At 69.5% G+C, this 17,755-nt stretch carries 14 protein-coding genes and 2 pseudogenes; 9 read left to right on the top strand and 7 right to left on the bottom strand.

Going from position 1 to position 17,755, the window contains the following annotated elements; translation table 11 throughout:
• Positions 1 to 292: 292 nt before the first annotated feature.
• The 5 genes from D4740_RS02010 (at position 293) to D4740_RS01990 (ending at position 5,384) form a co-directional block, all read left to right on the top strand.
• The gene (locus D4740_RS02010) at positions 293 to 1,255 is read left to right on the top strand and encodes a zinc-binding dehydrogenase (RefSeq protein WP_119835291.1); all 963 of its coding nucleotides are present in this window, start codon (positions 293 to 295) and stop codon (positions 1,253 to 1,255) included.
• A 202-nt stretch (positions 1,256 to 1,457) separates the two neighbouring features.
• A complete protein-coding gene (locus D4740_RS02005) occupies positions 1,458 to 1,916 on the top strand; it encodes a GNAT family N-acetyltransferase (protein WP_119835290.1) in 459 nt (152 codons plus the stop codon).
• Positions 1,917 to 1,925: 9 nt separating this feature from the next.
• Positions 1,926 to 2,651 (top strand): hypothetical protein, encoded by a 726-nt coding sequence (locus tag D4740_RS02000; RefSeq protein ID WP_120203119.1) that lies wholly within the window; start codon positions 1,926 to 1,928, stop codon positions 2,649 to 2,651.
• A gap of 607 nt (positions 2,652 to 3,258) precedes the next feature.
• Complete coding sequence (locus D4740_RS01995) at positions 3,259 to 3,522, top strand: hypothetical protein (protein WP_119835288.1); 264 nt, start codon at positions 3,259 to 3,261, stop codon at positions 3,520 to 3,522.
• 86 nt (positions 3,523 to 3,608) lie between these two features.
• Positions 3,609 to 5,384, top strand: a complete 1,776-nt coding sequence (locus D4740_RS01990; RefSeq protein WP_119835287.1) for a hypothetical protein — start codon at positions 3,609 to 3,611, stop codon at positions 5,382 to 5,384.
• Positions 5,385 to 5,432: 48 nt separating this feature from the next.
• Here D4740_RS01990 and D4740_RS01985 read toward each other — a convergent pair whose 3' ends face one another.
• The gene (locus D4740_RS01985) at positions 5,433 to 5,840 is read right to left on the bottom strand and encodes a phage holin family protein (protein ID WP_119835286.1); all 408 of its coding nucleotides are present in this window, start codon (positions 5,838 to 5,840) and stop codon (positions 5,433 to 5,435) included.
• Between the two features lie 46 nt (positions 5,841 to 5,886).
• Between D4740_RS01985 and hisC the strand changes: the two genes are divergently transcribed.
• From hisC to D4740_RS01970, 3 genes and pseudogenes are all read left to right on the top strand, one after another.
• Positions 5,887 to 6,969: a histidinol-phosphate transaminase gene (gene hisC, locus D4740_RS01980; RefSeq protein ID WP_259390600.1), complete on the top strand. Its 1,083-nt coding sequence runs from the start codon at positions 5,887 to 5,889 to the stop codon at positions 6,967 to 6,969.
• A pseudogene (locus D4740_RS13095) lies at positions 6,954 to 7,139 on the top strand (alpha-amylase family glycosyl hydrolase); the annotation flags it as partial. The gene hisC and the pseudogene D4740_RS13095, both read left to right, overlap by 16 nt.
• A gap of 690 nt (positions 7,140 to 7,829) precedes the next feature.
• On the top strand, positions 7,830 to 9,623 hold the full coding sequence (locus tag D4740_RS01970) for a proteasome accessory factor PafA2 family protein (RefSeq protein WP_119835284.1): 1,794 nt from the start codon (positions 7,830 to 7,832) through the stop codon (positions 9,621 to 9,623).
• A gap of 216 nt (positions 9,624 to 9,839) precedes the next feature.
• On the opposite strand, the gene D4740_RS01965 is transcribed toward D4740_RS01970, so the two are convergent.
• The 3 genes and pseudogenes from D4740_RS01965 to D4740_RS01955 form a co-directional block, all read right to left on the bottom strand.
• Positions 9,840 to 11,753, bottom strand: coding sequence for a carbohydrate-binding domain-containing protein (locus tag D4740_RS01965; protein WP_259390599.1), 1,914 nt, complete (start codon positions 11,751 to 11,753; stop codon positions 9,840 to 9,842).
• A 27-nt stretch (positions 11,754 to 11,780) separates the two neighbouring features.
• Positions 11,781 to 12,824 (bottom strand): polyphosphate polymerase domain-containing protein, encoded by a 1,044-nt coding sequence (locus D4740_RS01960; protein WP_310732060.1) that lies wholly within the window; start codon positions 12,822 to 12,824, stop codon positions 11,781 to 11,783.
• Positions 12,821 to 13,616: pseudogene (locus D4740_RS01955) on the bottom strand (DUF4956 domain-containing protein). The gene D4740_RS01960 and the pseudogene D4740_RS01955 overlap by 4 nt, the downstream one beginning before the upstream one ends.
• A gap of 233 nt (positions 13,617 to 13,849) precedes the next feature.
• On the opposite strand from D4740_RS01955, the gene D4740_RS01950 reads away from it, so the two are divergent.
• The gene (locus D4740_RS01950; protein WP_119835282.1) at positions 13,850 to 14,761 is read left to right on the top strand and encodes a DUF5926 family protein; all 912 of its coding nucleotides are present in this window, start codon (positions 13,850 to 13,852) and stop codon (positions 14,759 to 14,761) included.
• A 208-nt stretch (positions 14,762 to 14,969) separates the two neighbouring features.
• Here D4740_RS01950 and D4740_RS01945 read toward each other — a convergent pair whose 3' ends face one another.
• From D4740_RS01945 to D4740_RS01935, 3 genes are all read right to left on the bottom strand, one after another.
• Positions 14,970 to 15,563, bottom strand: coding sequence for an NAD(P)H-dependent oxidoreductase (locus D4740_RS01945; protein WP_119835281.1), 594 nt, complete (start codon positions 15,561 to 15,563; stop codon positions 14,970 to 14,972).
• The gene (locus D4740_RS01940; RefSeq protein ID WP_119835280.1) at positions 15,560 to 16,129 is read right to left on the bottom strand and encodes a TetR/AcrR family transcriptional regulator; all 570 of its coding nucleotides are present in this window, start codon (positions 16,127 to 16,129) and stop codon (positions 15,560 to 15,562) included. Before D4740_RS01940 ends, D4740_RS01945 begins: the two co-directional genes overlap by 4 nt.
• 63 nt (positions 16,130 to 16,192) lie before the next feature.
• Positions 16,193 to 17,701, bottom strand: coding sequence for an MFS transporter (locus D4740_RS01935; RefSeq protein WP_119835279.1), 1,509 nt, complete (start codon positions 17,699 to 17,701; stop codon positions 16,193 to 16,195).
• Positions 17,702 to 17,755: the final 54 nt, after the last annotated feature.

Genomic DNA, 17,755 nt, shown 5'->3' with positions numbered 1-17,755 from the left:
GCCGGGCAGGGTCCCTACGGCCCGCCTCGGTACAGGCTGTTCGGGGCTCAGTGCCTGGCACCCGGTGCCGGGCTCACCGCATCGGTGGTCGCCGGTGCCCGGGTGTCCTGCGTCTGCTTGCGCTGGAGGGTGCTCCAGCTTCTAGCGTGCTTCTCGTGTGGGTTGGTGCTGGCGCAGTCTGACCCGGTCCGGGCGGCGTCGACACAACCACGAGCCTCATGAGCATGAGCCATGAGCGCAAAAAGGTAGACCACGAAGGTAGACCACGCACTCGTGCCTGAAGGAGGCATCCATGCGAGCACTGACAGCAACCAGTTACGACGGACCTGCCGCCATGACGGTGACCGAGCACGACGTCCCGCGACCTGGATCGGGCCAGGTCGCTATTGACGTCACTCATGCTGGCCTAGGGTTTGTTGACGGCATGTTCGCCTCCGGCTTCATGCGGATGCCGCTGCCGTACGTGCCCGGGCTTGAGGTGGTGGGAACGGTGCGGGCTCTCGGGGAGGGAGTGGACGGGCCTGAGCCCGGCCACCAGGTGGCAGCACTACTGATGCCTGGCGGAAGAGGGTGCGGCGACGTCGTCGTGGCCCCGGCTGACCTGGTGGTGCCAGTGCCTGCTGACCTGGACCCGGTGACGGCTGCGGCGACCTGCACCAACACGATCACCGCCCTGGCCGCGCTGGAGCGGATAGGGAGCCTAGGTGGGGCGCGCGTCCTGGTCCACGCTGGCGTGGGTGGGGTGGGTTCCCAGTTTGGGCAGGTGGCCCGGGTCCTGGGGGCGGAGCATGTGGGTGCCGTCGTCGGGTCACCGAGCAAGGCCCAGGCTGCGACCGCGCTGGGCTACGACGCCGTCTACCTCCGTGAGGACATGGCCCAGGTCCCCACCGGGGCCTGGGACCTGGTGGTCGATCCTGTCGGCGGCGGGGCTACCCGAGCTGGCCTGGAGCAGGTGGCTGCGTTTGGCACGCTGCTGCGGGTCGGTAACGCCTCCAGGGAGGAGCCGGTCCAGATTGACTCCCTGGACCTGTGGCTCAGGGGTGTGGCGGTCGTTGGCTTCAACCTGGGTGGGTGGGCGCTTGGCTACCCGGCGCAGACTGGCAGCCACCTGCGGCGGGCTCTTGAGCTTGTGGCGAACGAAACGGTGCGGGTGGAGGTGACCCGGCAGGTGCCTCTGGCACAGGCCGGCAATGCGCTGCAGGACGTCCTTGACGGGCGTACCCGGGGCAAGGTTGTGGCTGTTCTGCGAGGGTAGCCCGATGGGCTGCACATCTTCGGCTTGCGGCTTGGCAGCCCCCGCTGTGGCAACCAGATGCCTGTTGTACACAGTTCCGTAGAACCATGCGGTTTCGGTTCTTCTGGAGGCTGGGTCGCGCCGCAGTCCAGGATGTTGAAGATGTGTGGCAAGGGATGGAAGAGAGAGTTTGTAAGTTGGGTGATGCGTCTATCCTGAAGGCATGTGCCAGACGGTGCGGGAGCTGACTCGGGCTGACATGACCAGTGAGATGATGCTCTCCCTGGTGCGTGAGGCCGTAGGCCAGCCGGAGACCCAGGTCCGGTGCATCATCACCGAGGAGCTGCCCACGATGGTCGTCCTGGGCGCCGGCCCACAGGGTCGCCCCACCTCCCTCGCCGCCTGCGCCGTGCACCCCGACCACGTGGGCCTGGAGTACCTCGCCGTGGCCGACGGCCTGCGTGGGCTGCGTGGGCTGCGTGGGAATGGTCTCGGCCGCCTCCTCCTGACCGCAGTGGCGCGCCTGGGCTTCTGTGTGATAGCAGAGACTGACGACGACGCCGTCGGCTTCTACCGCAGGCTCGGCTTCCGTGTCACGACGGCCCCCGAGGACCCGCGCTGGCCGGGCGCCACCCGCTACCGCTGCGTGCTCGACACCGCGGCGGCCTCCTGTGCCCTCTAGGCTCGACCCGTGGCAGCAGGGGAGAAGCCAGGCCTGTCCGGCACTGATAGGAGGCAGGGCGGAGGCGTTCCCAAGGATGACCTCGGGGAGGACGTTCCCGCCTGGGTGGGGGAGCTCGTGGTCCTGGCTGAGCACGCCCGTGGTCTTCTGCGGGCTGAGGTGCCTGTGGCGGCCGTGGGTGGTGCCGCCCTGGTGGTGGCGGCCTGGTTCGGGGTCCCGGCCCTGCCGTGGCTGGCCTGGGCCTGCGCGGTGGGATCGGGTGGGCTCGCCCTGCGGCATGCTCGGCCTCCCCGAGGCTCCTGCCTGCGTGCCGGGGCGTGGACGGGGATTGTCCTGCTGGTGCTGGACCTGGTGATGGCGCCCTGGACGGTGGCGCTCCTGGTAGGGCTCAGGCTCGGGAGCGCCCCGCACCCGCTGCTGGCCGCTGCAGGCTGCGCGGTGTCGGGGGCCATGGTGGGGACGCTGGTGCTCGCCCTGACCAGCCTGGCCTCCGCCGTGGGTGCCCGACGGCGCGCTCACCCGGCACCGCGGGCGGGGACGGGCGGGTCTGCCGAGCGTCTGGTCCTGCGTGTGGGGGCGGGCGTCGGCGTCGTGCTCCTGGCTGCTGCTGTCTCCTGGCTGGTGGGGGAGTACCTGAGGTGGTGGCTGGTCGGGGCGGTGGCGGTCGTGACCGAGGCGGGCGCCGCCCTGGTAGTGCGCTTAGGGGCGTGGGCTCAGCGCCAGACTGCTAAGTAGGACTTCCAGGTAAGGCTGCCAGGTAGTGGGCGGCGGCTGCTCGGTGCGGTGCCTCGACACCGGATCAGGATTTTCTCAGGCTTTCACAGGTGGTTCATGGCTGCTATGGGGGTGTTTGTCCAGGAGCAGCGCGTTACATAGTGGGCACCGCTGGACAGGATCGGCCCTGAGGGGAGGGGAACCCGATGAGGGGCCGGGACTGAGTTCGGTGCGGGTTTAGGGACCCCGTTCCGGGCGCTCTGGCGAAGGAGGCCTGCCCCTCCTCGGCCTTATGGGAAGCCGGGTGGCAGGAGGGCCTCGTGAGGCTTGGGCCTGCGGTCCGGGGCAAAACCGCCCCGGACCGCAGGCCGGGTCCTCCTGACATACTGGGGCCGGTGTCCGTGGGCACGTTCCCAGACCTGCTACCTTCCCTGTTCTTTTGCTGCCTGACTTCCTTTCTTACCCATATGGGATAACTCTGGGCGCTGTTGGTGCGGCAAGTCCGGCACATGTGGACCGAAACGGTGACAGCACCCAGGTCACCACAAGTTGGTTGTCGAGTCCTACATCCACAGAATTCGATGGCTTACGGGGTGTACAAAAGGTGACATAGTCATAACATCGTGCCATGACTTCCTTCCCCTCCTCACTCCTGTCTCTTGCCGAGGACGACTACGACGCCGGACTCGCGCTCATTCCCTCTGACGTCCCGGGGTCCTGGGTCGGCAGCGTCGCGCAGGCCTGTCGACTGAGCCTGGAGGAGGCTGCCACCCTGGTCGAGGGACTGCGGGCGCTGCTGTCTGCGGCCCAGGAGGCCGCAGCGACCATGGATGCCCGCGCCGAGCTGGCCGACGTGGAGCCCGGTGCCAGTCAGGCAGGCGATGGCTTGTGACTCTCCAGGAGGATGCCGGGCGCCCACTGGTCGGCGTCCTTCCCGGGCAGGAGCCAGGTGACCTAGACTCAGGCCACCAGTGGCATATGACTACCCCGGGCAGCGGCGCGGTCATCATGGTCGTGGGCGGCACGATCTCGGTAGATACTGCTGACCTGGACGCTTTCGCCGCTGCCCTGCGTGCTGCGGCGGAGTCCCTGGAGCAGGCCCTGGAGCACATCGGTGTGGCCCTGGCCCGGATGTACCTTGGCGACTGGTTCTCCGGCATCGGTGTCGCCAGGTCTCTGCTCGCCAGTCAGGGTGACCCCTCCGACCAGGCCTACCAGGCCAGTCGGACGGAGTGCGTCTCCTGCCTGGAGCGGCTGGCCAGCGGCCCCGGGTCCTTGTCGGAGACCGTTGCGACCCTGAGAGGCCTGGCTGCAGACGTCTCTGCCTGCTCTGAGACCTACCGGCTGGCGGAGACCGGGGCTGTTCCGGCGCTCAGCTCGATGGGGCCGGTGGACCTGGCCGCCTTTGACTGCGCGCTCGTTCGCACGGTGCTGGGCCCGGTGTCCTGGAGGGCGAGCCTCCTGGCCCGCCTGCTGACCGCAGTCGGCAGCCCCCTCTACAAGCTGGCCCAGGACGACGAGGACCTTCAGGCGGTGGTCCAGGGGCTGGGGGTGCTGCTCAGCGACCCTGCCACCGCACGGTGGGTCAAGGACGACGTCGTCAGGCTCGCCCTGCTGACCAGGTGGTTGTCACAGGCGCGGACCGGGCGCGAGGCAATCACCATCCAGGTCTACCTGGAGGAGGTAGCCCAGCGCCTGGACCCGTGGGTGAGCGAGCAGCTGCCGGACCGGGTGCGGCAGGGGACGCAGGTGGTGGACACCTCGTCCCTGACGCCCCTGCGGCGCGCCGCCCTTCATCTCGGGGCTGTGGCCGCGGCAAGCGGGTCGTGGCTGTTCGGCTCTCAGACGGGGATCAGCGTGACCCCTGTCGGCGGCCGGGGCTCCACCAGGGTGTCCCCGCCGCAGGAGGACCCCTACGGCCTGGGTAGCCAGGTGGGGGAGGGCCTGGTGGGCCAGGGTGAGCGCTGCACCGCGCCGGGCAGTATCGCCGAGGTCATCCGCCACGGGCAAGAGGTCCAGGGCAGACGGCACGAACTGGGGCAGGAGCACGAGGAGGCGGGTGTCATCTCGATCCAGCGGGTGGAACGTGCTGACGGCTCCCGCTCCTGGATGGTCTATGTTCCTGGCACGACAGGCTGGACCAGCGGCAACGGCGGTCCCCAGGACCTGCTGACCAACCTGGAGGCGGTCGGCGGGGCGCCGACCGCCATGGACTCCGCGGTTGTCACCGCGATGCGGCAGGCGGGGATCCGCGACGACGAGGAGGTCGCTCTCTACGGGCACTCCCAGGGTGGTATTACGGTGTCCAACGTCGCTGCCGACCCCGCTGTCCAGGAGCGCTTCCGCGTCACCGCAGTCTTGACGGCAGGCAGTCCCGCCGCCGGCGCGGATGTTCCGGAGTGCGTGCGCGTCCTGCACCTGGAGAACGTCGGGGACGCCGTTCCCGGTCTGGATGCCACCCCCAACCCTGTGACGCAGCACCGTCAGACGGTTGTCATTGACTCGCGTGAGCAGGACGACGGAAGGTACCCTCACCGTGCAGGCAGCTACGCCCAGGCAGTCGAGGGGATCGAGGACAACGAGCCTGCCCTGCGGGAGTGGAACGAGGAGCTTGCCCGGGTCACAGGTGCCGGGGAGGAGGGGGTGCGGGTCGTGGAGTACACCTTCGCCGTCGAGCGCCTGACAACGGGCGGTTTCGACGGCCTGGAGCCGACCCCTCGGCCACAGGCCGCCCCGGTGGACCCCAACGGGTAGGGGGCGGACGGTGTCCCGGCCTTGGCTGCCTGGTGCTAGTCCTTGGTGCTAGTCCTCTGAGCGGACGAACATCGCCACGACCGCCGCTGAGATCACTGAGACGACTACCGACCCGGCCACGGCCCATCCGAAGGAGGCGACCTCAAGGCCCAGCGGCACCGAGCCCGCGGCCCCCAGGGTACCCAGGTGGTCGGTGAGCCACCCCGCCAGGCTGAGCATCGCCCCGTTGACCACGAGGGCGAACAGGCCGAAGGTCACGATGTAGAGCGGGAAGGCCAGCACCCTTGCCACCGGCTTGATCACGGAGTTCACCAGTGCCAGGACGAGGCCGACAACCACCAGGTTCAGCCACATCTGCGCCGCCCCACCCGACCGGGGCACGTCAAGTCCAGGCAGCAGCGCCGCAGCCAGCCACAGGCCGACCGCGTTGCCGAGGGTCCGCACGATCATCTCCATGGGCACATCCTCCCAGAGTCCCCTGTGGGGTGCCAGGATAGGGGGTATGACCGAGGTAAGGACGAGCGTGCGCATCCGCCAGGCGGTGACCAGCCTGCCCTCCTACGTGCCCGGTGCGCGCCCCGGGCACGGCGACGTCGCCAAGCTGTCCTCCAACGAGCTGCCCTTCCCGCCCCAGGAGGCCGTGGTGGCCGCCATGACCCGGGTGGCCGCCGAGGCCAACCGCTACCCGGAGATGACCGGTGAGGGGCTGGTGTCCGCGCTCGCGCACCGGTGGGGGGTAGAGGCCAGCCAGGTGGTGGTGGGCAACGGCTCGGTGGCTCTCATCCAGCACCTCCTGGACACGGTGTGCGACCAGGGCGACGAGGTCGTCATGCCGTGGCGCTCCTTCGAGGCCTACCCGATCTGCGTGGCCGTGGCCGGGGCCCACGCCGTCACGGTGCCGCTGACGTCCCAGGGGAGGCACGACGTCCCCGCCATGTTGGCTGCCCTCACCCCCCGCACCCGCGTGGTCATGGCCTGCACCCCCAACAACCCCACCGGGGCCGCCCTGAGCGCCGAGGAGCTGACCACGCTGGTGGAGGGGGTGCCCCGCGATGTCGTCGTGCTCGTGGACGAGGCCTACCTGGACTTCGTCACCGACCCCTCCGTGGGCGACGCTCTGGACCTGCTGCCCCACCACCCCAACCTGGTGGTCTCGCGCACCTTCTCCAAGGCCCACGCCCTGGCCGGGCTGCGGGTGGGCTACCTGATAGCTGAGCCGGGGCTGGCCAGCGCGGTGCGCAGCGTGGCCACGCCCTTCGGGGTGAGCCTGCCCGCCCAGGCTGCCGCTGTGGCGGCCCTCGGTGAGGAGGTCCGGGCGGAGACCGCCCGACGTGCCAGACTCGTCGTCGCTGAGCGGGAGCGGGTAGTGGCTGCCCTGCGTGGGCAGGGCTGGGAGGTTCCCACCACCCAGGGCAACTTCTTCTGGCTGGGGGTGGGGGACCAGGCTGCGGCGCTGGCCGGGCACTTCGCCCAGGCAGGTGTGCTGGTGCGCCCCTTTGCCGGGGAGGGCGTGCGGGTCAGCATCGGCACCCCGGAGGAGAACGATCGGGTCCTGGAGGCGGCGGCAGCGTGGTCAGCCCGCTGAGGCCTGGGTGGGCCGTGCACCCTTGGTGGCACGGCGCCGTCGTCTACGAGGTCTACCCCCGCTCCTTTGCCGACACCGACGGGGACGGCGTGGGTGACCTGCGCGGTGTCGCCTCACGCGTGCCCTACCTGGCCGCTCTGGGCGTGGACGCCGTGTGGCTGTCCCCCTTGCTATCCCTCCGCCCCGGATGCAGGCCCCGGCTCGCCGCAGCGCGAGCGCTACCAGTTTCGTCCCGGCACCGGGCCGGACGGCTCCCAGCCACCCAGTGACTGGCGCTCTATGTTCGGCGGATCCGCCTGGCAGCGGGTGGAGTACCACACTGCTGGTGGTGCTGGCGGACTGTCTGGCTGGAGGCTCCAGCGCACGTGCTGGCCTTTGAGCGGGGCGGGGTGCGGTGCTGGACGGCTTTGGGCGCGCCAGCGAAGCTGCCTGCCGGGGAGGTGCTCCTGTCCAGCGAGCCGGTGCTGCCAGCAGGAGTGCCCCGGCAACAGAAACTTCATAGGACAACATGGCTCCGTGTTGTCCTATGAAGTTTCTGTTGCATGAGCGGGGTGGGCCGCAGCCTGGGCCCGCGCCGGAGGGGGCTGGACGCGCAGCCCTCGGTGTGGTACAGGTGTACCAACGAGGGCTTCGGGCTCTCTCACGGTGACCAGACCCAGACGGGCGGCTGACGGGGCTGGATCCAGCACGACGGCGTGCAGCCGGGCCGTCACGGGCTCCCGGCTCCGGCTGGCCTGGTGGCCGCAGCTGCCAGCCCTGACGCCTTCGTCGGCTGGTCCCTGGGGCTGGCCCCGTGGCTGGTCGGCCCCAGGCCCCGACCACCACTGCCTGAGGCGACCAGCCCCCGGAAAGGACGAACGATGATCACGGTACGCAGGATCATGGGTGTGGAGACCGAGTACGCCCTGGTCGACCGCGACGACCCCACCGCCGACCCCGACGACCTTGCTCGTCACCTCCTGTTCGCCTACGCGCGCGACGCCGCGACCCGGGGGCAGCCCTCCTCCCCGCACGTGCCCGCGGGTACCGGGCGGACCCTGCTGGATGGTGCGGGCTGCCGCTTCGACTACTCCGGGGAGCTTCCCGCCCGCGACGCCAGGGACGGGACCGACCACGAGCTGCCTGCCGAGGCCCGCACCCACGAGGAGACGGGCGCCGTTCTCACCGGGTCCGCCACCCGCTGGATCAGGAGGGTCAACGCCTTCGAGTCCCACTACTACCGGGGCTCAGCCACCCACGCGGTCAACGGGGCCCGGCTCTACGTGGACCATACCCACCCGGAGTACGCCTCGCCGGAGGTTCTCGGCCCCCGCCAGGCGGCCCGCTACGACATGGTCGGTGACCTCATCATGCACCGTGCCGAGGTTGCGCTGGGCCGCCAGCGCGGCACGCGGGTCCAGGTCCTCAAGAACAACACCGACGGACGCGGCGCCGCCTGGGGCGCCCACGAGAGCTACGCCGTGGACCGGGAGGTGGACTGGGACCTGCTGACTGCCGTCCTGCTGCCCTTCCTGGCCACCAGGCAGGTGATCGGCGGCTCGGGGCGCCTTGGCATCGGGGCGCAGAGCCAGGCCCCGGGCTTCCAGATCTTTCAGCGCGCCGACTATGTGGAGCAGGAGGTGTCGCTGTACACCACCCGGGAGCGCCCTATTATCAACACCCGCGACGAGGCCCACGCGGACCCGGTGCGCTGGCGGCGCCTGCACGTCATCACCTCCGACTCCTCGGTCCTGGCCGTCACCACGCTGCTGCGCACGGGCTCGACGGCGGCCCTGCTGTCCCTGGTGGAGGGCTACCCGCAGCGGGCCCAGGCCCTGGCCCAGCGCCTGGCCCTGGCCGACCCGGTGGGGGCCCTGCACGCCTTCTCCCACGACCCCAGCCTCCAGGTGCGTTGTGACCTGGCCGCAGGAGGCAGCATCTCCGCCCTGGAGGTCCAGCGTGCCTTCCTCGACGAGATCCGTGACGTAGCCGGGACGGGCGCTGACGAGGAGACTCAGGAGATCCTGGACCTGTGGGATGAGGCCCTCGACGCCCTGGAGCGTGGGTACCAGCACGCGGCCCACCTGGTGGAGTGGTGCGCCAAGCTGGTGGTGCTGGAGCGTCTGCGCTCCCGCTACGGGTGCGGCTGGGACGACCCGCGCCTGCGCGCGGCCGACCTGCGGTTCAGCGCCGTCGACCCCACCGTCTCGCTGGCTGCTGCGCTGGAGCGGGGTGGAATGGTGCGGCGCGTCGTGGAGGAGGACGCCGTGCTCCGCGGGGTGGAGACCGCCCCGGCGCAGACCCGTGCCGGCGGACGGGCCGCGCTTGTCCGGGCGTTCCCCGACCGCGTGTGGGCGGCGGGATGGACCTCCCTGGTGGTGGACACCGGCGCCAGGAACCTGCTGCGCGTCAGCCTGCCCGACCCGGCCCACCCCACAGCCGCCGAGGTGGAGCAGGCGCTCGCGGCGGGCTGCGTCACCGACCAGGGCACCCAGCCTGACCCCCACCGGACCGTTAGCCCCGGGGCCGGCTCTGGCACTGGCCGCGACGTCGGCCCTGCCGTGGGTCACGGCACCAGGCCCGGTATCGAGACCGTCCTGGGCGCTCTGGGGGTTGAGGTGCCCGACGAGCCCGCCATCTACGGCTGGGACGAGGGATACTACGAGACCCACTAGAAGGACTGCGCCACCACGGGCTGGCCACAGGGTGCCTGCCATCAGGGGGTGCGTGCACACACCCGGGGCGACTGAATCCTCGTAGATGACGCGTACACGGGTCATCTACGAGGATTCAGTCGCTCGGCGAGGGGTCGGTCTCCCCAGGGCGGCTCGCACCACTCAGCCCTGCGAGGCACCGCCCTGCGCAGATGCTCCGTCCTGAGGCTCCCTTCCTCAGCCCTGGGGCGCCGTCCCGTCCGGCTGGGCGCCGCCGGCACCACCACCCTGGGGGGCCTGACCGTCCTGAGGGTCACCACCACCAGGGCCGCCCATCCCCGACGACAGCGCGGCCGCAGTCCCTGTGGCCGAGCCGCCGGAGGTGGAGGCCACCGTGTACTCCTGGCCCTCGGTCAGGCCGATGACCGTGACCGCCTCGGCGGTGAAGGTCACTTCCAGGGAGGCGACTTCCTCCCCGGCGGAGTCAGCGGCGGCTTCAGTGACGGTCAGTGTGTCCCCGCTGGTTACGGAGGGTGACCCGGTCAGGCCTACCAGCTGGCTGGCGCCGTTGACGTCGATGGCACCGTCCATGGCCCCGGCCTGCCCGGAGACCAGGACGATCCCGCCGGTGACGTAGGCCGACCCGTTGGAGTCGATGCCGTCGGAGGAGGCGTAGGAGACCTGCACCTCGCCCCCGGAGACCGTCAGCACGGATCCGTCGTCGGCCTCGGTGTCGGTCTCGGCGGCCTCGTAGCCCTCAATGACAACGTCGCCGCTGGAGGCGTTGATGCCGTCGTCACCGGAGGCGATGTGGAGCCTCCCGTCACCTACGTTGATGAAGGCCGCCTCGACGCCCTCGTGGGCCGCGTCCACTGTCACCGTCCCGGAGTCCTGGGTGTAGCTCACCCCTGCGGTAATCCCCTTGGGGGAGGACGAGGAGCCGTCAGTGTCCTCAGCCGACTCCTCGGTGGACTGCTCAGAGGGGTCGGCCTGATCCTGGCCAGGCACCTCCTCCTCGATGACGGCGTTGGCCTGCCCGCCGCCAGCGGTGATGGTCACGGTGGTCCCCGCGACGGTGACGTCAGTGTGTGCGGTGATCCCGTCGTCCTCGGCGGTCAGGGTGACGTCTGCCTGCCCCAGCGCGACAAACCCCTTGGTCTCGTCGTCGTCCTCGCTGGACTTCAGGCCGTCGTCGCCTGCGGTGACGGTTAGCGTCCCGGACTCCACCACCAGGTAGTCCTTACCACGCACTCCGTCGTCGGCGGCGGTGACGGTGATGGTGGTGTCCCCGGTGACCACCAGGCCGTTCTTGGAGGAGATGCCGTCGTTGTAGGAGCCGGTCACGTCCAGGGAGCCGGTCCCGGTGATGGTGAGCGTGTCGGAGGAGAAAAGGGCCGCGGTAGGGGCGTCCTCGGAGGTGTCGGCGTAGGTCTGTGCGTCAGCCAGGGTGTTGGTTGAGCCCTGAGCCAGGACGATGACCGCCTCGCCAGCGTCCTGGACGTTGACAGCGGCCCCGGTGGTGCTGGTGACGTTCGCTCCGTCCAGGACTAGGCGGACCTCGGCGTCAGGGGCGTTGACCACGAGCTGGCCGTCGGTGGCCTCCCCGGAGACCACGTAGGTGCCGCCAGCGGTAATGGTGACGGTGGAGCCCTCCGCGCTCGCGCCCTCACCGTCGACCGTGGCGGAGGTCCCGGCCAGGCTGATAGTGGTGGCAGAGGAGGCGTCATAGGTGCCCGCGTCGTCCTGCTCGGTGGTCACGTCGGCCACCTCGGCGTTGGCGGCCAGGATGTCAGCGGTAGTGGCGCCCGTGGAGGCCTGGGCGACGGCGGAGCCGATCGTGGTCCAGGCCGTTGTCGAGGACTCCTCCTGGGAGCTGGTAGCGGAGTCGCTGGAGTCCTGGGAGCTGTCCTGGGACTCAGAATCCTGGGAGTCAGAACCCTGGGGGTCAGAGTCCTGAGAGTCGGAGTCCTGAGAGTCGGTTCCGGAGGACTCCGTGCCGTCTGAGGAGGCGCTGGCGCCGGAGGAGGCGGGGCTGCTTGACACGGAGCCCGAGCCTGCCAGGTTCCAGCACCCGGCGGTCAGTGCAGTAGAGGCGAGGAGGGCGAGGGCGGCGCAGGCTCGTCGGCCGGTGCGGTAGCGGGGTGTCTTCACTGGTGTTCTCCTGGTTGAGGGGCGGTCTCAGGCGGCGGGCGTGACGTCGGCCGTGACACCGCAGGTGGACGTGGCGTGGGCGAGCTCGCGGGTCAGGGTGCGGTGCCACTTGTGGGACGGCAGCTCGGGGTGGAGGACGGCCATGGCTGTGGCGTACTTGGAGATGCCCACGGGGCGGTACCCCCTGGCCCACAGGAGCCGGTCCGCCGGGGAGGAGGCCGCAGAGGTCTTGGTCTCGACGACGGCGAGCCCGTTGACGCGCACCGTGTGTCCTGTGCGGCCGGTCCGCGCCCTCCAGGCCAGGGAGGTGTCGATAGTGAGGCGGGCCTCCTCGGCGGGCAGGTGCAGGGTGGTGCGCTCGTAGGTGCTGTCCAGGACGGGGGACAGCTGGGCCGTGGTACGCCGCGCGTCGTCCTGGTTGCCGATCCCGGCCTCGCGCAGGCAGGTGGCCACGTAGTCGCGCCCGGCTCTGGTGATCCGGCTGGCGTCGCGGGAGCGGTAGTCCAGGCGCTCCTTGACCGTGGTCTCGCGCGAGCCCTGCGTCTTGACCTCCAGGAAGCACAGGTCGGAGTCCAGGTAGGTGCGGGTGCGGACCTTGAAGCGACGGCGCCGCTTGCGGGCTGCCAGGTAGTAGGACTCCAGGCTGGGGGTGTCGAAGTAGGTGGAGGCATAGCGGAAGCGGCGCAGCCCGTCGATCTGAAGGACGTGGGCCTGCCCGGCCAGCGCACCAAGAAGGTCCTGGGCGACTGCCAGGGGCACCAGGTACTTGCGGTCGACCCGGGTCAGCAGCCCCGCTGCGGCGTTGAGCTCGGCCAGGGTGATGGCGGGCAGGTGGTCAGTGCTGAGCCCGTCAACCCGACGGATGGATGGTGGTTCCGGGTAGGCCGGGGACGGCGCGACTGGTGCGGTGGCCGGTGCCAGGGGCGCGAGCGGTGCTGCCACCGGGGAGGCAGGGGCGGGTGCTACAGAGGTGGTTGCACCAGGAGCCATAAGGCGCAGGGAGCTTCTGCGCCGCGCGACGCGTGACGACGTCGTGGGCGCGGGTGTCAGGGTCAGGGGTGCTGTACTCATGGATCCTTGTCCTTCTTCCGTCCTGTCTCTGCTTGTTCTTTGCTGTTCTTTCGTGGTTCTTGGCTCGACGGTGCCGTGTCCTGCTCGGGGTGTGCTCTGCGCTGTGGACGGTAGGCAGCCTCGCTAGCCCGGCGGTCCGGGTCAGCCGACGGGCACGGTGCGCCCGGCCACGTGGCCGCGTGCGGGGTCGGCGGGGTGGGAGACAGGCTGGCGACGGGTGGCTGCGCTGACAGCGCCCTGCCTGCGGGGAAGCAGGAAGCGCACGTCCACCTGGGTAGTGTCGTTGACCAGGTCCACGCGCTCGACCTCGACGGAGCGCACGGTTGCGCCCAGGAGGTGCTCCAGGTGGCTCACAAGGGCGGCCTCGTCGGTGAAGGCGCGGTCGACCACAATGACCTGGTGGCGACTGCGGCGCATGAGGGCAGGGTGGTCGGCGACCCACAGGGAGGCCACCACCAGGGCCATGAGAGCGACCACCATGAGGAGCGGAGCCGTCTGGATGCCGCCGAGCAGACCCAGTGCCAGGGCGGCGAAGAAGTAGGCGACCTCGTGCTGGGACAGCGCGGTGGAGCGCAGACGGATGATCGACAGGACGCCGAAGAGCCCCAGGCCCAGGCCCGCGGCGACATCAGCCGTGGACAGTAGGAGGGTGACGGCCAGGACGCCGACGTTGACGCCGATGTAGGCGGCGGCGAGGTCCTTGCGGCTGTGTCGCGGTGCGTAGAGCGCGCCAACCAGCAGCACCAGGGCGGCCAGGTCGGCGGCGATGTAGGCCAGAGAGGCGAGGGTCATGAAGGCTCCTGTCAGTCGGTGGGGCTGCAGCGGGTCAGGGGCGACCCGTCGGCTGAGCAGAAGTAAAGGGAGGGAGTCTATGCGGAGCCTGTGGGGGGCACATGGGGCAGGCATGAATTTTGACGGGAACGTGGCTGGTGTGGGGATGCGCACAGGGTTGGTGGTGGCGCTGCTGTAGGCGTCCCCGTCGGAGGTGCGTCCTAAGACGGCACCCTGCCGGTAGGCTGGCAGGTATGTCGAGGAAGAAGCGTCAGAACCGCCGGGTGGGTGCCCGCTCCGGCCCCGAGGCCCGGGTCGGCGGCTCCGGTCCCGGCAGGCCGGACAGGCCCGCCAGGGTTGAGTTCGTCGCCAGGCCCTTCGCCGGGATTCCGGGGGAGGAGGAGCTGGTGGCAATGATGCAGATCATTCCTGCCGCGACCGCGAGGGTCCGCCTCGGCGAGGACCACGGTGGCAAGGACGTCCTGCTGGCCACTATCCTGCCCGACCTGGCTCAGGGGATGCGGCGCTCAGACGGTGAGGTGCTGGTGGCTCTACAGACTTCCATGCACTCCGGTGACGCCTCCCGCGACGTGGCAGCCGCCCTGCTGGAGGCTCTCGACCTGGAGCCCGGGGCTACCCTGCCGCGTCGTGGACTGCCGGGGCCGGGACCGCGCCTCCAGGACGTGCTGGACCTGGCGGTGGTCCCCGAGGTGGACCTGCGGGAGTCCTTTGACTACTGGCTTGACGCGGAGGCAGCCGCTGAGCCGCAGGCAGCCAGGGCCATCGAGGAGGCCAAGGCCGACATCGCCCCGACGCGGGCCGTACCCGGTGTCGAGCACGCCTACTGGTGCCGCATGAACGGCAAGGAGTTTGTGCGCTGGGTGCGCGGTGAGGACGAGGACGACTTCTTCAACGCCTTCGCCCGGGTGCACGCCCGGCGTGAGTCCGACCTGGAGGAGGGCGCCCGGTTCATCGGGGCCTTTCGGGCATGCGGCTTGGCAATCCCCGTGTGGGAGCTCAACCCCGGCACCGAGGCCGAGGAGCTGAGCGCGCCCCTGCGTGCCATGGGGGAGCGGCTTGACGCCGCCCTGGCTGAGGAGGGGCCTCTAGACGCTGCGGCGCGCCGGGCCAAGGCCGGCATCATCTCCCGGCAGGTCAACCTCTAGTCGGCCAGGGCCCGCTGCCCGGCAACCGCACATCTTCAGGTGGTGGGGTACGGGTGTGCCCCACCACTGGGCGGGATGCCGCAGACGCGACTGCTTCTTGGCACCGGGCTCCCTGCTGACGATGTGCGGCTGCTGGGGCGGGCGTGTCAGCCTGGCCCTGTCGGCCCCGGGTCCGCACCCCCCCCGGGGCCGTGCCCCGCCTGGCAGCCTAGGACTTCACTGCCAGCCGGGCCACCTTCTCCAGGTGCTTGGCCCGCCGGGCGTGCCCGCCCTTGGCGACCTGCCCGTAGTTGACCCACTTCCGCCCCTTCATGCCGAGCTGGCGCACGATCGTGCCCAGGAAGACGGAGCCGACGGAGTTGCCGGCCATGCGCTTGAGGAACCAGGTGGGGGCTGTCGACGTGGTGAGGACCAGCACCTGCTTGATGTGGGTGAGACGGCCCCTGACCCCGATATTGGTGGAGTCGTAAGCCCAGTTCTGCTTCATGACCTTGTCCATGAAGCCCTTGACGACTCCGGGAAGCTCGGACCACCAGATGGGTGCGATGATGATGAGCCGGGTGGCCTTGTCCAGCAGTCCCTGGTACTTCTCCACGAGGGGGTCTGTGGTGCCGCCCTCGCTGAACAGGGCTAGTTCCTCGGCGGTGTAGCGGGGGTCGAACTCGTCGGCGTACAGGTCGATGACGTCGTAGCTGCGCTTCTTGCGCTCCAGGGCGGAGGTGACGGACTCCAGGACCGCGTGGTTGAAGGAGCCGCTGTAGGGGTGGGCGTAGATGACGAGGGTGTGGTTGCGGCGGGTCATGACTTGTCTCCTATCGTTATGACGGCGCGCAGCACGGCGCGCATGAAATCGGGGTCCGCAGCCGCGGCCCCTGCCGCGACGAGCCGGGCGTAGCCCTGGAGGCAGGACCAGATGGCCAGCTGCAGGTACTCGGGGTCCGCTCCTTCCTGCGTGGCCAGGCGGGAGACCTCGTTGTGGATGGTGGACACAAGCGGGTGCTGAGAGGCGGGCTCGGTGTGCACCTCGACCGCCATCGGGCTGAGCTGGCTGAACTCGAAGAGGTGGGGGTGCCCGGTAGCGAGGTCGACCAGGATGGTGCCGATCCCGAGCAGGGACTCGACGGGATCGTCACCGACGATCGTCGTGGCTCGTTCCTCCAGGTCGCGTGACAGCTGGTGGAGGGCAGCGGAGAAGAGGCTGGACTTGGACGGGAAGTACTTGTAGCAGGCAGGCGTGGTGACGTCGCAGGCGTGCGCCACGTCGGTCAGCGTGACCTCGGTCCAGCCGTGGGCGTCGATCAGTGACAGGGCGGCGTCGATGAGACACTGCCTGGTCCCTGTGGCGTGCTGCTGCCTGGCCGGGGTCACGCCTCGAGGTTAACAGCATTTACCTAGGTGTCAACCCACAGTGAGGCTGTGGCTGCGCGGGTCTCAGGCGGCCTGCGCCCGTGCCTGCTTGTTGGCCTTCTCCACGTCGAGCCGAGTGAGCAGGAGCAGGATAAGGCAGTTGGCGATGACCGGGAACCACAGGTACATGACGTAGAGCATCTGGATCGCTGACTCCGGCTGCTGGGCGGCGTCACCCACGTACCCGCTGGCCGCCAGCAGCCACCCAGCCAGCGCGGTGCCCAGACCGCTGCCGACCTTGACCCCCAGGGAGGTGCAGGAGAACATGAGGCCGTCGATGCGCTTACCGGTGCGCAGGTAGGTGTGCTCCGAGGCCTCGGCGATGAGCGCGTTGAGGGTCCCCTGGAGCGGGCTCATGCCGATGGAGGCGACACCGGAGAACACCAGCATGAGCGGGATGCTGCCTGCGTAGGCGGAAGCCGCCACGGCCAGCCGCCCCAGTACGGCGATGACGTATCCCGCGATGTTGACCCGGTACATCTGCCCGAACCGTGCCACCGCTACCGGGGTGAGCAGGAGCCCGGCGATGAGGGGGACGTTGATGGCCCAGGCGAAGGGACCCAGGAGCCTGGCGTCCCCCAGGATGTAGGTCATGAAGTAGATTCCCATGTTGAGGGTCGCGGTGAACATCTGGGCCAGGAGGAACACGGTCAGGATAATGAGGTAGTACCTGTTGGTCAGGAGCAGTCCCACCGACTCCCTCAGGGAGGTCTTCTGCCTGGCTCCGCCCCGTGCCGACGTCGGCTCCTCACGGTTCTCGGCCCCGTCACCCTCGGCCCCCTTGTGGTCCTCTCCGCCGTCCGCCGCTGACCCCTCTGGGTCCTCTGCCTTCTCAGGCGCGGCGTCCAGGTCCTCGAGCTCCTCAGGCGGCAGCTCTCTGACGGACATGACGGACAGCGTGTTGACCGCCAGCCCGATAAGCGCGTAGATGATAGCGATTGCGCGCCACCCCTGGGCGCCCCCGCCAAGCGCCTCGACGGCACCGACGGTCACGCTCTGGATGAGCAGGTTGGTGCCGAAGGCGAACACGAAGCGTATGGAGCCCATCTGGACCCGCTCGTCACTGTTCTTGGTGATCAGTGCCGTCAGGGCGGAGTAGGCGATGTTGTTGGCCGTGTAGAACCCGGCGTTGAGCAGTGTGTAGGCAATGAAGAACCACGCGTACTTGGCGGTGTCCCCCAGGGACAGGGGGATCGCGAAGATTGCGACGATCAGGGCTGCGCAGCCGAAGAACGCCCACAGCATCCAGGGGCGCGCCCGACCCATCCGGGTTCGGGTCCGGTCCAGCAGGGAGCCGAAGATGATGTCGGAGAACCCGTCAAAGAGGCGGGAGACCATCATCAGGGTGCCGATAATGCCGGGGTTGAGCCCGGTGGTGTCGGTCAGGTAGATCATGACGAATGCCGACAGGAGCGCGTAGACCACGTTTCCAGCGACGTCCCCCGAGCCGTAGCCGATCTTGTTGGGCCAGGTGAGGTACTGCTTCTGCGTCGCCGCGTCTTGTGTCTGTGGTGTCTCCGTGTTCAGTGTCATCACGTCACCTCGTTGTGAGCGGGTTTGATCTGGTCGGTTTTCTGGGCGTGCTGG

Origin of the sequence: Actinomyces sp. 2119 (assembly GCF_003591215.1) — a bacterium.
In the GTDB taxonomy this organism is placed as follows: Bacteria; Actinomycetota; Actinomycetes; order Actinomycetales; family Actinomycetaceae; genus Actinomyces; species Actinomyces lilanjuaniae.
This window is presented reverse-complemented; position numbering and strand designations above follow the sequence as displayed.